Genomic DNA, 12,926 nt, shown 5'->3' with positions numbered 1-12,926 from the left:
TTGCGGTTTATCGGAAGTGATTATCGAAAGATAAGCGCCGAAAGTAAATAGCAAGTCGTTCTCAAGCAACATCAGCGAACATGTCAGCTGACAAATAACTTAAATCGTAAGCCTAACGAAGCCGAAGATGAAAATCGGAAGCGAAGTAAAAGCAGACGTATTCGGGTTATATGGTCAAGTGAATAAGCGCATACGGTGGATGCCTAGGCAGTAAGAGGCGATGAAAGACGTGGTAGCCTGCGAAAAGCTTCGGGGAGGCGGCAAACAGCCTGTGATCCGGAGATGTCTGAATGGGGAAACCCGGCGAGGATAACCTCGTCATCTTTGAGTGAATACATAGCTCACTGAAGCGAACCCGGAGAACTGAAACATCTAAGTACCCGGAGGAAAAGAAATCAACCGAGATTCCCTTAGTAGTGGCGAGCGAACGGGGACCAGCCCTTAAGTGTTGATGACGTTAGTGGAACGGTCTGGAAAGTCCGGCGATACAGGGTGATAGCCCCGTACACGAAAACGTCTTCAGCATGAAATCGAGTAGGTCGGCGCACGTGAAACGTTGACTGAATATGGGGGGACCATCCTCCAAGGCTAAATACTCCTTACTGACCGATAGTGAACCAGTACCGTGAGGGAAAGGCGAAAAGAACCGCGGAGAGCGGAGTGAAATAGAACCTGAAACCGTATGCGTACAAGCAGTGGGAGCCCCTTCGTGGGGTGACTGCGTACCTTTTGTATAATGGGTCAGCGACTTACATTTTGTGGCAAGCTTAACCGAATAGGGGAGGCGTAGGGAAACCGAGTCTTAATAGGGCGTTTAGTCGCAAGGTGTAGACCCGAAACCGGGCGATCTATCCATGACCAGGTTGAAGGTGTGGTAACACACACTGGAGGACCGAACCCACTCCCGTTGAAAAGGTAGGGGATGAGTTGTGGATCGGAGTGAAAGGCTAATCAAGCTCGGAGATAGCTGGTTCTCCTCGAAAGCTATTTAGGTAGCGCCTCGTGTATAACTGCTGGGGGTAGAGCACTGTTTCGGCTAGGGGGTCATCCCGACTTACCAACCCGATGCAAACTCCGAATACCAGCAAGTTTCAGCACGGGAGACACACGGCGGGTGATAAGGTCCGTCGTGAAAAGGGAAACAGCCCAGACCGTCAGCTAAGGTCCCCAAATCTATGCTCAGTGGGAAACGATGTGGAAAGGCACAGACAGCCAGGAGGTTGGCTTAGAAGCAGCCACCCTTTAAAGAAAGCGTAATAGCTCACTGGTCGAGTCGGTCTGCGCGGAAGATTCACCGGGGCTAAGCATAGTACCGAAGCTACGGATTCACGCTTTGCGTGAGTGGTAGAGGAGCGTTCCGTACGCCTGCGAAGGTCGATTGAGAAGTCGGCTGGAGGTATCGGAAGTGCGAATGCTGACATAAGTAACGATAAAGGGGGTGAAAAACCCCCTCGCCGTAAACCCAAGGTTTCCTGCGCAACGTTAATCGACGCAGGGTTAGTCGGCACCTAAGGCGAGGCAGAAATGCGTAGTCGATGGAAAACAGGTTAATATTCCTGTACCAGTAGTAACTGCGATGGGGTGACGGAGAAGGCTATATCAGCGGTCGGTTGGAAGTGGCCGTTTAAGCAAGTAGGCATGTACCTTAGGCAAATCCGGGGTGCTTTATGCTGAGATGTGATGACGAGTGTCTCGAAAGAAACGCGAAGTGATAGATGCCCTGCTTCCAGGAAAAACCTCTAAGCTTCAGGTTACTAGTGGCCGTACCCTAAACCGACACAGGTGGGTGGGATGAAAATTCTAAGGCGCTTGAGAGAACCCAGGTGAAGGAACTAGGCAAAATGATACCGTAACTTCGGGAGAAGGTATGCCGTTGATAAGTTAAGTCCCTCGCGGATGGAGCGTAAGGCGGTTGCAAAAAATCGGTGGCTGCGACTGTTTAGCAAAAACATAGCACTCTGCAAACACGAAAGTGGACGTATAGGGTGTGACGCCTGCCCGGTGCTGGAAGGTTAATTGATGGGGTTATCTTCGGAGAAGCTCTTGATCGAAGCCCCAGTAAACGGCGGCCGTAACTATAACGGTCCTAAGGTAGCGAAATTCCTTGTCGGGTAAGTTCCGACCTGCACGAATGGCGTAACGATGGCCACACTGTCTCCACCTGGGACTCAGTGAAATTGAAATCGCTGTGAAGATGCAGTGTACCCGCGGCTAGACGGAAAGACCCCGTGCACCTTTACTATAGCTTGACACTGGACTTTGAACCTACTTGTGTAGGATAGGTGGGAGGCTGTGAAGCAGGAACGCCAGTTCTTGTGGAGCCATCCTTGAAATACCACCCTGGTATGTTTGGAGTTCTAACCTCGATCCATTATCTGGATTAGGGACAGTGTCTGGTGGGTAGTTTGACTGGGGCGGTCTCCTCCCAAAGAGTAACGGAGGAGCACGAAGGTACCCTCAGCCTGGTCGGAAATCAGGCAATGAGTGCAAAGGCATAAGGGTGCTTGACTGCGAGACGGACAAGTCGAGCAGGTACGAAAGTAGGTCTTAGTGATCCGGTGGTTCTGTATGGAAGGGCCATCGCTCAACGGATAAAAGGTACGCCGGGGATAACAGGCTGATACCGCCCAAGAGTTCATATCGACGGCGGTGTTTGGCACCTCGATGTCGGCTCATCACATCCTGGGGCTGAAGCAGGTCCCAAGGGTATGGCTGTTCGCCATTTAAAGTGGTACGCGAGCTGGGTTCAGAACGTCGTGAGACAGTTCGGTCCCTATCTGCCGTGGGCGTTTGAGATTTGAGGGAAGCTGCTTCTAGTACGAGAGGACCGAAGTGGACGAACCTCTGGTGTTCCGGTTGTCATGCCAATGGCATTGCCGGGTAGCCACGTTCGGACAGGATAACCGCTGAAAGCATCTAAGCGGGAAGCCCCTCCCAAGATGAGATCTCACTGGGACTTTAAGTCCCCTGAAGGGCCGTTGGAGACGACGACGTTGATAGGCACGGTGTGGAAGTCCAGTAATGGGCGTAGCTAACGTGTACTAATTGCCCGTGAGGCTTGACCATATAACACCCAATGCGTTTGGGTAGCAGTTGACTGCTGATAACAAACTGAGAACGACAAACTCGCTACAGATTTCCATGAAAAACAGGTTAACGGCGAAAGCCGGCAAGCGAATAAGCTTGAAACCTGTGCATGACGGCTGCAACAACAGCCTAACCAGTTTGCTTGGTGAACATAGCAAGCGTGAACCACCCGATCCCATCCCGAACTCGGAAGTGAAACCGCTTAGCGCCGATGATAGTGTGGCAGGTTGCCATGTGAAAGTAGGTCATCGCCAAGCTCTTAAACATAAAGCCCGTCTCAGACGGGCTTTTTTTTGCCCATATTCTTCTCACACAATTCTACTGTAACACTTGGCACTTTCTGCGGCTCATTCCGAAGTAGTTGATTCAAGGCAGTCGCGAAGAATGTTTTGCAGTTTCTTTAGGCCTAATTGTCTAGTCAACTTCACATTCCGTTCCGGTATGCTTGCCGGATCAGGATATGACGCTAAGGCGCTTTCGATGCTGCTTTCTCGAATTAGATGCAACATTGGGTACGGTGATCGATTCGTATAGTTATCGGGATCGTTTTCGCCGCTATCGGCAAACCGATAATGCGGGTGAAAACTGGCTATTTGATAAATTCCCTCGTATCCTTGATCAATCAATAATTGCTCGGCAATTGCCAATACGTCTAGATAGTCGTAAAAGTTGTCGAGCTGTCTGGTGATAATTAGCAAGGTTGTTTCTGTCTCTGAGTGAGTATCGAGATGCATGCATTCTTGTATAACCGCGTTCAGGCAAGATTCGACGTTATTGCCATTTTCTACTCGATAACGAATGCTGTTACGCTGCTGCTCTCGATTTGCAAAGGGACAAATGTTGTAGGCTATTACGAATGATTTAATCCACGCTTCAGTCGCAGCGATTATCTGTTGGTTAGTAGACATATCCATAGTATGCGTAAAACAATAAAAATTGGGTGTTGGTCCGTGCTCGCGTTACTGGTGCCAGTAATTGCTGGCGCCGAAGTCTATCGTTGGACAGACGTTCACGGCCGTAGCCATTTCTCGGATCGGCATCATGAAGATGCCCAAGTAATGCATATTGATCCGGGGATAAGCTACTACCGGGTTGAGAAGGTGTTTGATGGCGATACTATTCTATTAGATGACGGCCGCAAAGTTAGGTTGTTAGGTATAAATACGCCGGAAATCGCTGGCCGCATCAAATCCGCGGAAGCTGGAGGTGAACAGGCCAAACAATGGTTGCGGCTTAAGCTGGAACAACGAAAGGTATTCCTGCAGGGCGATGTGGAAAAACAGGATAAATATCAACGTACTCTGGCTTATGTATTTAACGAAAATAAACAATTGATCAACGTCGAGTTGGTGAAGCGGGGATTAGCGACTGTCAATATTCACCCGCCAAACCTGAGATATGTTAACGAATTGCTGGCCGCGCAGGAGGAAGCGGAACGCGGCAATATTGGTGTATGGTCCGATGCGGCCTATAGCCCAACTCCCGTTGAGCGGTTGGATCAGTCAAATTACCAAGGATGGAAACGGGTGACCGGCAAGATAATTTCGCTCAAACAAACGGTAAAGCATAGTTATTTGTTATTCAGCGATAAGGTCTCGGTCTCCATCGAGCCAAGTTCCTTGCCGTTATTTACAGCCTTGGAAAGTTATATTGGAAAAAACGTCGAGGTGCGTGGCTGGGTAAAGCGTTCCAGAGACCGCTTCTACGTGATTGTCAGGCATCCCGCCGACATTCGAGCCGAGCCGTAGCACTATTCTTCCTCCGCAAACAATTCCTGGATCATTTGTTTCTCATCGTCGTTCAGGATGGTTTCTGCGGAAAACCAGCGGGTACGCTGGAAAATGACGTCTTCAGATTCCTTTCGCAATCCTGCTCGGCGGTCGGTCTCGCGTCTTTCGGCAACCCGGCGTTCGCCCATACGGCGTTCGTACTTGGGCCACAGTAAATATTGTTGCTGAATGAAGGCAATCCATTCTTCCGAATTGAATGGGTACGGATTGGTTCGTCGTTCCTGTTGGCGGCGTACTGTTCGACGCCGAGCCGAGAATTCGCTATTCATTGCTAGCACTACCTTGGGTTCCTCGAGCCGCAACTACTTTTTTGGCAGTGCGCTCCATAGGGAAAAACAGTAATCGATAAGCCCGTTGAGTTATTTCGTCCTTAGTCTGAATGGCAACGATTGGTGCAGTCTGTCTTCAAATATCCGAAACAAAACCGCACGGATATCTTGGCCTGAGATAAATCTGAGTAAGATAAAGTTCCGTTCTAAACCTTAAGTTAACAATATTGGGCTTAGGCTACCGAATTTTAATGAATTGCGATAGTTCTTTGAAATTTTCTATGGCCCGCTTTTTAAAGCTTCTAATTTAGGGTTGCCAGCGCCGCGGCGTAATCGGGTTCGTCGGCAATTTCGTTGACCAGCTGGGTGTAAATGACCGTGTTATGTTCGTCGATAATGACAATTGCGCGTGCCGTTAGTCCGGCCAAAATGCTATCCAACAACTCGACGCCGTAGTCGTGGGCGAAACTGGAGCGAAACGTGGACAGCGGCACCACATGTTTGATGCCTTCAATTTCGCAGAATCGGACTTGAGCGAACGGCAGGTCTGCCGATACGGCCAGCACCACGGTATTCGGTAAATGAGCCGCTTTTTCGTTGAACTTGCGGGTAGATGCTGCGCAAGTCGGCGTGTCCAGGCTCGGTACGATATTCAATACCTTGCGTTTGCCGGCAAATTCGGCCAAGCCGACATCCTGCATTTTCCGGTTGGTAAGCAGAAAGTCCGGGGCGGGACTGCCGACGGCGGGTAAATCGCCGACGGTGTTGATGGGTTTGCCTTGGAAGGTGATGGTTGCCATTCTGGGCTCCTGTGGAGGTTATTATTTTTATTTCTTTCGCTTGCTGAAGTCGATCAAACGCTTACGTTTTTTGATCTGCCGGTCGCTGAGTGGGTTTTTTCGGCCTTGAAACGGATTTTCCGGCGATTTGAATACCAAACGCACCGGCGTTCCTTTCAATTGCAGTTGGTCGCGGAAATAGTTCATCAAATAGCGTTTGTAGGCGCCGGGCAGGGCATCGGTCTGTACGCCGTGAATCACTACCACCGGTGGATTGCGCCCGCCCTGGTGGGCGTATTTCAATTTGATTCGACGGCCGCCGACCAGCGGCGGTTGATGCGCCGCCAGCGCGTCGGTCAGGATTCGGGTCAATAACGGCGTCGACATATCGACCATCGCCGAGTCGTACAGGCTGTGCACGACATCGAACAATTTGCCGACGCCGCTGCCGTGCAAGGCCGAAATCGGATGCTTTTCGGCAAAGTCCAGAAACGACAGCTTCATTTCGATTTGCTTTTTGACGAACTCGCGGTGCTCGGCGTTAAGGCCATCCCATTTATTCAGTCCGATAATCAATGCGCGGCCAGCTTCCAATACCAACCCCAGAATATGCGCATCCTGGTCGGTAACGCCTTCGCGGGCGTCGATCAAATAGATCACGACATGGGCTTTTTCGATCGCTTGCAGTGATTTAATGATGCTGAACTTTTCCACGGTCAACGCCACTCGGGAGCGGCGGCGCATGCCGGCGGTGTCGATCAGCGTGAATTTCTTGCCGTCGCGTTCGAATGGGATGTAAATGCTATCGCGAGTGGTGCCGGCTTCGTCGAACACCACGACGCGTTCTTCCCCGAGTAAACGGTTGACCAGCGTCGATTTGCCGACGTTGGGCCGGCCGACGATGGCGATGGCGATGCCGGGATCTTCTTCCTGAATCTCGTCAGCTTGGGGCGGCAACAACTCGTCGATCCGGCCCAACAATTCGTGCACGTTGCGGCCGTGGCTGGCGGCAATCGGTACCGGTTCGCCGAGCGCCAGGCTGTAAAAATCGTGGGTGACCGTATTGCTGTCGATACCGTCGATTTTGTTGACGACCAATACCACCGGTTTGCCGAGCTTGCGCAGCATATCGGCGATCGCTTCGTCGGAGGCATTGATGCCGTCGCGGGCGTCGACCATGAAGAACACGACGTCGGCTTCCTGCAATGCAATTTCGACCTGCTTCTTGGCGAAGGCGTCGATACCTTCCTGGTCGTCGGTGATACCGCCGGTGTCGACCACCAGGCAATCGCGCTCGCCGCGTTTGACCCGGCCGTATTGGCGGTCCCGGGTCAAGCCCGGATAATCGGCTACCAGCGCCTCGCGGCTACGGGTCAGGTAATTGAACAGGGTGGATTTGCCGACGTTGGGTCGGCCTACTAGAGCAATAACGGGTAACATCGAATTATCGGGCCTTTAACGCAGCGAGGGTGCCGTCTTTGGCATATATGTAAACAGTGTCGTCCACGACTACCGGTTTGGCCTCAATCGCCGCTTTGCTGACTTGGGTTCGCGCCAATTGGCGGCCGTCTGTCACCGACAGCCAATGGACGTAGCCTTCGAAATCGCCGACCACGACATAACTTTGGTAAGCCGCCGGTGCGGTAAGGTGACGGTTATGCAGATCCTTTTGTTTCCACAACGAAGCGCCGCTGCGTTGGTCTAGCTGCCAAACGTCGCCTTGGGTATCGCTGACATAAATGTATCGGTAATCCAGGCTGAGTCCGGTATAGGACGACACGGCTTCATTGCGCCACAACACGTCGCCGTCGATTTCGGAAACCGAGGAAGCGCCGCCGGTAAAACTGGCGACATAGATTGCACCGCGGCTGGCGGCCGGATCGGCGTCGAGATCGACCAATCGTTCGACTTCGGAGCGGCCGCTGGGAATCGCAATGGTGGCTTCCCAAACCGCTTTGCCGTCTGTGAGTTGTAAGGCTTGTAGTTTGCCGTTAGCGGCGCCGGCAATCACGTTGCCGTCAATGATAAGCGGCGTACCGGCTCCGCGAATGCTCAAAGCGGGAACGCTGTGTTCGGAAGTCCAAAGCAATCCGCCGTCGCTTTCGCGCAAAGCCATGATTTTACCGTCGGTGGTACGGATAATCACCGTGCCGCGACTGACTACCGGAGTGGCCTGGACTTCGCTGGGCACGTCGGTTTTCCAGCGCTGTTCGCCGCTGGCTCGGTCGAAGCCGATGACTTCGCCGGTGTTGGTGCCCATCACCACAGTATTCACGCCCAAGCCGGGCCCGGCGGAGAAACTGTATTCGGTATCGGTTTCCCAGGCCAGATTGCCGCTGGCGGCGTTGCGCGCCTGCAGATGGCCTTTATAATCGGCGGCGTAAACCGTACCGTCGGCCACAGCAGGGATCAACTTCAGATACTTTTCGTCGGCGCCGGTACCCACCGATTCCTTCCAGACCGTTTCCAGTTGCAGTTCCGGGGTGTATTCCTGCAGTGCGGCCGGCGGATCGGCGTTATCGTCGTCGCCCATTACATAGTCCGTTATCCCGGAGATGAAATCCCGACCGGCATCCAGGCCGGCGCATCCGCCCAATACCAGCGGGCCGGCGAGCAGGGTGGCGAGGGTCAGGTATCTGGCTTTCCTTATTTGCATGGCCTAAACGAAACCGTGTTCAACAGCGTTAATTGGCGGCAGTCGGCGCAACCGCAGGCGCGGCGACGTCGTCCAATTTGAATTGAGTCAGCGGCGTGGCTTGGCCGGTTCTGATCGCACTTTGGTAAGCGCTACGCGCTTCGTCGATACGGTCCAATGCGACGTACAGATCGCCCTGCAATTCGTCGTAGCTGGCCGAGAAGCCTTCGGCTTTGGCCGGGTCGACTTCGGCGATCAGTTGCAGTCCTTGCTCGTATTGGCTGGTGGCCAGCATCAGCTGGATCAAACGCAGGCGGGCTACGTGTTTCAGCGGTTCGCTGTGCGCGGTCTGGATTGCCTGTTTCAGAACGGCTTTAGCGCCTTCGAGATCGCCTTTCTGCACTTTGACTTTGGCCAGTTGCAGGTGGGCGTAATTGGCGTAGGCAGTGGAAGCAAACTCGGTCGGCAGGCGTTCTGCCAGCTTTTCAGTTGATTCGCTATTGTCCTTGGCGGCGCTTTCCAGCATCTGCTGGTACATTTGCGACGCCTGACTGCGCTGGCTGGTCTGATGGTTTTGCCACATATTCCAGCCGGCGACCAATACCAGCGCCGTGGCCACGCCGGCGATCAGCGATGTTTGGTTGGCCTCCCACCATTTTTTCAACTGTTCCAGTTGTTCTTCTTCAGTATCGTAAATTGCCACGGTGCTTTCTCTTATCTTTCCAGGTTACAGGGATTTGGGTTGATGCCAGTCCCGCAGAGCTTGCAGGAGTTGGTTATGGTCGAGCGTGCGTTGTTCCTGGTCGGCGCGCAAGGGCTTCAACGCCACTTCGCCGCGGGCGGCCTCGTCGTCGCCAATGACGATGGCGTACTCGGCTCCGGATTTGTCGGCTTTTTTGAATTGACTTTTAAAGCTGCCGCCGCCGCAATTGACTTGTAACTTCAAATGTGGCAACTGATCGCGGATGGATTCCGCCAAGCGCATGCCGGCGGCTTCGGCCTCACCGCCGACCCGGATCATGTATACGTCGACGTTGGCTTCCACCGGAACCGTTTCCAGCAACTCCAATAGGGCCAGTATGCGTTCCATACCCATCGCAAAACCGATCGCGTGGTTGGCTTTGCCGCCCAATTGCTCGATCAATCCGTCGTAGCGGCCGCCGGCGCAGATGGTGCCTTGCGAGCCGAGTCGTTCGGTGACCCATTCGAAAACGGTTTTGCCATAATAATCCAGGCCGCGCACCAGTCGGGTATTGATGGTGTAGACGATACCCAAGTCGTCCAGCGTTGCTTTCAGGCTGTCGAAATGGGCCAGGCTTTCCGCACCCAAATGTTCCAGTAATACCGGCGCTTGTTGCAGCATCGCCTGCATTTCGGGATTCTTGCTATCCAGGATGCGCAGTGGGTTGGTCTCCAGCCGGCGCAGGCTGTCTTCGTCCAGCAGGCTTAAATGTTGTTTGAAATATTCGACTAGTGTGCCGCGGTAAGCCAATCGCTCCTCGCTGGTGCCCAACGAGTTGATTTGCAATTCCACCATGTCGCGAATACCCAGGCGTTTCCACAAACGGTCGGTCAACAATACCATTTCGGCATCGATATCCGGGCCCGGCATGCCGTAAGTCTCGACACCCAATTGGTAAAACTGGCGGTAGCGGCCTTTTTGCGGGCGCTCGTGGCGGAACATCGGGCCGTAATACCACAAGCGGTGGCTTTGGTTGTGCAACAGGCCGTGTTCGAGGCAGGCGCGCAGACAGCCAGCGGTGCCTTCCGGGCGCAATGTCAACGAATCGCCGTTACGGTCTTCGAAGGTATACATTTCCTTTTCGACGATGTCGGTGACTTCGCCGATCGAGCGTTTGAATAATTCGGTTTTTTCGACGATGGGCAGACGAATTTCCTGGTAGCCGTATCCGGCCAATACCTGGCGAGCCTGGCCTTCGAGCCATTGCCAGTAAGGCGATTGCTCGGGAAGAATGTCGTGCATGCCGCGGATGGCCTGAATGGCCTGTTGTTGTTTTGCCATGGGTTTACTGCGGGACTATTTGCTGATCGCGGTTTTAACTTGTTGTGCTTCTTTGGAAGCGGGGAACGAGCCGAGTAGTTGCTCGCGGTATTCTTCGGCCAGCTTGCCGTTGCCCAGCGCGCGTTCGGTTTGGAATGCTAGCCAGAGGCTTTCCGGTGTGTGCTTGGCGACACCCAAATAGCGTTCCATGAAGGCTCTAGCCGACATGAACTGCTGGTTCTGGTAGCTGATACGCTGCATTTCCAACAATGCCGGCGCATAGTCCGGCTGGGTTTGTAACGCTTGACGGAAACAGGTTTCGGCTTGGCGAAAGTCGTTCTGTTTGACATGACATAAACCCAAATTGGTCAATGCAAACCAGGGCCGATTGTTCATCGGCGATTCCAAAGAGTTGTTCAGTAACTCGAATGCCTGGTCGTATTTGCCCCGGTCGCACAAAAAGCGTCCGTAATTGCTTTTGATGCTGAAACTTTCCGGATCCTTGCGCATTGCGTTACGGTAACTGTCGTCGGCTGCGTCGTAGTCCTTGATGCGTTCGTAAAATACTGCCAGCGTGTTATGGATTTCAGCATTGCTGGAGTCGAGGCGGACTGCGGTTTCCAGCTTTTCTCTGGCTACATCGAGCATGCCCATGTCGAGATAACGGGCACCCATCTGTAAATTTAGCTTGGCCTTGTCGGCGGAGCTCATGGTTTCGCGGCTGGTCGGCAGCAGGCCGCAACCGCCGGCTACCATCAGCCAGAGGACTGCACCCGCCAGAGACTTAACTGACATGCGCGGCTTCCTGGGCTTGCAGTTTCAGGTGGCGGCGGCTCTTGTCTTGCACCTGTCCCACCAGCTGGCCGCAGGCTGCATCGATATCCTCGCCCCGGGTTTTGCGGATCGTGGTGACGATGCCGGCGTTGTGCAGAATATCGCGAAACTTCAAAATTGTGCTTTGCGCCGAGCAGCGATAATGGGATTGCGGAAACGGATTGAACGGAATCAGGTTTAATTTGGACGGTACGTCTTTCAGCAATTTGACCAGTGTATGCGCATCGGCTTCGCTGTCGTTGATGCCGTCCAGCATGACGTATTCGAACGTGATGTGTTTGCGCGGCCCGGTCTTGGCGTAGGCTCGGCAGGCTTCCATCAGTTCTTTCAGCGGGTATTTGACGTTGATCGGCACCAACTGGTCGCGCAATGCGTCATTCGGCGCGTGCAGGGAAACCGCCATGCTGACGTCGCACACCGCATTCAAACGTTGCATTGCCGGCACGATACCGGAGGTGCTGATCGTTACCCGGCGTTTGGACAGTCCGTAGCAGAAATCGTCCATCATCAGATTCATCGCTGCCACGACGTTGTCGAAATTCAATAGTGGCTCACCCATGCCCATCATCACCACGTTGGTGATACGGCGGTCCGGCCCGAGGCGTTGTTGTGCCAAATAAAGCTGACCGATGATTTCGGCGGTCGACAGATTGCGATTGAAACCTTGTTTGGCGGTGGAGCAGAAGGTGCACGCCAGTGCGCAACCGACTTGCGACGAGATGCACAGCGTGGCTCGGCGTTCTTCCGGAATGTACACGGTTTCGACCCGGTTACCGCACTGCATTTGCATCGCCCATTTGCAGGTGCCGTCGCTAGCTAATTGTTCGGCGACGATCTGCGGCGCTTTTATTTGGCAGTGCTCGCTGAGGTAAGCGCGCAAGGGCTTGCTCAGGTTGGTCATTTCATCGAAATTGGAGATGCCTTCCTGATAAATCCATTTCAACACCTGGGTGGCGCGAAACGGCTTTTCGCCGAGTCCGACAAAAAAGGCCTGCAGGCCCTTTCTGTCGAAATCGAGCAAATTGATCGGATCCGGTTTAGCGGATACGGTCGCAGAGTTCATTGGCGGAGAAGAAGTAAGCGATTTCTCTTGCTGCTGATTCCGGCGCATCGGAGCCGTGTACTGCGTTTTCGTCGATGCTGACCGCGAAGTCGGCGCGGATGGTGCCTGGCGCGGCTTCTTTCGGGTTGGTTGCACCCATCAGCTCGCGGTTTTTCAACACGGCGTTTTCGCCTTCCAGCACTTGCACGATTACCGGACCGGAGGTCATAAAGCTGACCAGGTCTTTGAAGAAACCGCGTTCCTTATGTTCGGCGTAGAAGCCTTCGGCTTGTTCTTGGCTCAGTTGCAGCATTTTGGATGCAACGATGCGCAGACCGTTTTTTTCGAAACGGCTGACAATTTCCCCAATCACGTTTTTAGCGACCGCATCAGGCTTGATGATTGAGAAAGTACGTTCGATTGCCATTGTTTAACTCCCGTAGGCTAATGTTAAGAAAAGATTTTCGTATTATATCGCGTCCGGCAGG

General features: G+C 53.3%; 11 protein-coding genes and 2 rRNA genes. 3 read left to right on the top strand and 10 right to left on the bottom strand.

Features of this window, described 5'->3' with window-relative positions; translation table 11 throughout:
- Positions 1 to 172: 172 nt before the first annotated feature.
- Positions 173 to 3,066 (top strand): 23S ribosomal RNA (locus tag PL263_RS08445).
- A 162-nt stretch (positions 3,067 to 3,228) separates the two neighbouring features.
- Positions 3,229 to 3,344, top strand: a 5S ribosomal RNA gene (gene rrf, locus PL263_RS08440).
- A 90-nt stretch (positions 3,345 to 3,434) separates the two neighbouring features.
- Here rrf and PL263_RS08435 read toward each other — a convergent pair.
- The gene (locus PL263_RS08435) at positions 3,435 to 3,995 is read right to left on the bottom strand and encodes a DUF1415 domain-containing protein (protein ID WP_278212592.1); all 561 of its coding nucleotides are present in this window, start codon (positions 3,993 to 3,995) and stop codon (positions 3,435 to 3,437) included.
- 42 nt (positions 3,996 to 4,037) lie between these two features.
- On the opposite strand from PL263_RS08435, the gene PL263_RS08430 reads away from it, so the two are divergent.
- The gene (locus PL263_RS08430; protein ID WP_278212591.1) at positions 4,038 to 4,835 is read left to right on the top strand and encodes a thermonuclease family protein; all 798 of its coding nucleotides are present in this window, start codon (positions 4,038 to 4,040) and stop codon (positions 4,833 to 4,835) included.
- 2 nt (positions 4,836 to 4,837) lie between these two features.
- Here the strand turns inward: PL263_RS08430 and PL263_RS08425 are convergent, their stop codons facing one another.
- The 9 genes from PL263_RS08425 to ndk all read right to left on the bottom strand — a co-directional run bounded on the left by PL263_RS08425 (position 4,838) and on the right by ndk (position 12,865).
- Entirely contained in the window at positions 4,838 to 5,146 is a 309-nt protein-coding gene (locus PL263_RS08425) for a hypothetical protein (RefSeq protein ID WP_140912407.1), read from the bottom strand.
- A 302-nt stretch (positions 5,147 to 5,448) separates the two neighbouring features.
- Positions 5,449 to 5,946, bottom strand: a complete 498-nt coding sequence (tpx, locus tag PL263_RS08420) for a thiol peroxidase (RefSeq protein WP_278212588.1) — start codon at positions 5,944 to 5,946, stop codon at positions 5,449 to 5,451.
- A gap of 27 nt (positions 5,947 to 5,973) precedes the next feature.
- On the bottom strand, positions 5,974 to 7,365 hold the full coding sequence (der, locus tag PL263_RS08415) for a ribosome biogenesis GTPase Der (RefSeq protein ID WP_278212587.1): 1,392 nt from the start codon (positions 7,363 to 7,365) through the stop codon (positions 5,974 to 5,976).
- Positions 7,366 to 7,369: 4 nt separating this feature from the next.
- Positions 7,370 to 8,581: an outer membrane protein assembly factor BamB gene (bamB, locus tag PL263_RS08410; protein ID WP_278212586.1), complete on the bottom strand. Its 1,212-nt coding sequence runs from the start codon at positions 8,579 to 8,581 to the stop codon at positions 7,370 to 7,372.
- A gap of 28 nt (positions 8,582 to 8,609) precedes the next feature.
- Positions 8,610 to 9,263 (bottom strand): tetratricopeptide repeat protein, encoded by a 654-nt coding sequence (locus PL263_RS08405; RefSeq protein WP_278212585.1) that lies wholly within the window; start codon positions 9,261 to 9,263, stop codon positions 8,610 to 8,612.
- 24 nt (positions 9,264 to 9,287) lie between these two features.
- Positions 9,288 to 10,583, bottom strand: coding sequence for a histidine--tRNA ligase (gene hisS / locus PL263_RS08400; RefSeq protein ID WP_278212584.1), 1,296 nt, complete (start codon positions 10,581 to 10,583; stop codon positions 9,288 to 9,290).
- A 15-nt stretch (positions 10,584 to 10,598) separates the two neighbouring features.
- Positions 10,599 to 11,357, bottom strand: coding sequence for a type IV pilus biogenesis/stability protein PilW (gene pilW, locus PL263_RS08395; RefSeq protein ID WP_278212583.1), 759 nt, complete (start codon positions 11,355 to 11,357; stop codon positions 10,599 to 10,601).
- The gene (rlmN, locus tag PL263_RS08390) at positions 11,347 to 12,459 is read right to left on the bottom strand and encodes a 23S rRNA (adenine(2503)-C(2))-methyltransferase RlmN (RefSeq protein ID WP_278212581.1); all 1,113 of its coding nucleotides are present in this window, start codon (positions 12,457 to 12,459) and stop codon (positions 11,347 to 11,349) included. The genes pilW and rlmN overlap by 11 nt, the downstream gene beginning before the upstream one ends.
- Positions 12,434 to 12,865: a nucleoside-diphosphate kinase gene (gene ndk / locus PL263_RS08385; RefSeq protein ID WP_140912399.1), complete on the bottom strand. Its 432-nt coding sequence runs from the start codon at positions 12,863 to 12,865 to the stop codon at positions 12,434 to 12,436. The genes rlmN and ndk overlap by 26 nt, the downstream gene beginning before the upstream one ends.
- Between the last annotated feature and the right edge of the window lie 61 nt (positions 12,866 to 12,926).

The organism is Methylomonas sp. EFPC3 (genome assembly GCF_029643245.1).
Classification (GTDB): Bacteria; Pseudomonadota; Gammaproteobacteria; order Methylococcales; family Methylomonadaceae; genus Methylomonas; species Methylomonas koyamae_B.
The sequence above is the reverse complement of the archived record's forward strand: the minus strand, read 5'-3'. Positions and strand labels throughout refer to the sequence as shown.

Excerpts from the sequence above, each read along its gene's own strand:
- pilW (WP_278212583.1), bottom strand. The coding sequence starts at position 11,357 with ATGTCAGTTAAGTCTCTGGCGGGTGCAGTCCTCTGGCTGATGGTAGCC.
- rlmN (WP_278212581.1), bottom strand. The coding sequence starts at position 12,459 with ATGAACTCTGCGACCGTATCCGCTAAACCGGATCCGATCAATTTGCTC.
- bamB (WP_278212586.1), bottom strand. The coding sequence starts at position 8,581 with ATGCAAATAAGGAAAGCCAGATACCTGACCCTCGCCACCCTGCTCGCC.
- der (WP_278212587.1), bottom strand. The coding sequence starts at position 7,365 with ATGTTACCCGTTATTGCTCTAGTAGGCCGACCCAACGTCGGCAAATCC.
- PL263_RS08435 (WP_278212592.1), bottom strand. The coding sequence starts at position 3,995 with ATGTCTACTAACCAACAGATAATCGCTGCGACTGAAGCGTGGATTAAA.
- hisS (WP_278212584.1), bottom strand. The coding sequence starts at position 10,583 with ATGGCAAAACAACAACAGGCCATTCAGGCCATCCGCGGCATGCACGAC.
- ndk (WP_140912399.1), bottom strand. The coding sequence starts at position 12,865 with ATGGCAATCGAACGTACTTTCTCAATCATCAAGCCTGATGCGGTCGCT.
- tpx (WP_278212588.1), bottom strand. The coding sequence starts at position 5,946 with ATGGCAACCATCACCTTCCAAGGCAAACCCATCAACACCGTCGGCGAT.
- PL263_RS08425 (WP_140912407.1), bottom strand. The coding sequence starts at position 5,146 with ATGAATAGCGAATTCTCGGCTCGGCGTCGAACAGTACGCCGCCAACAG.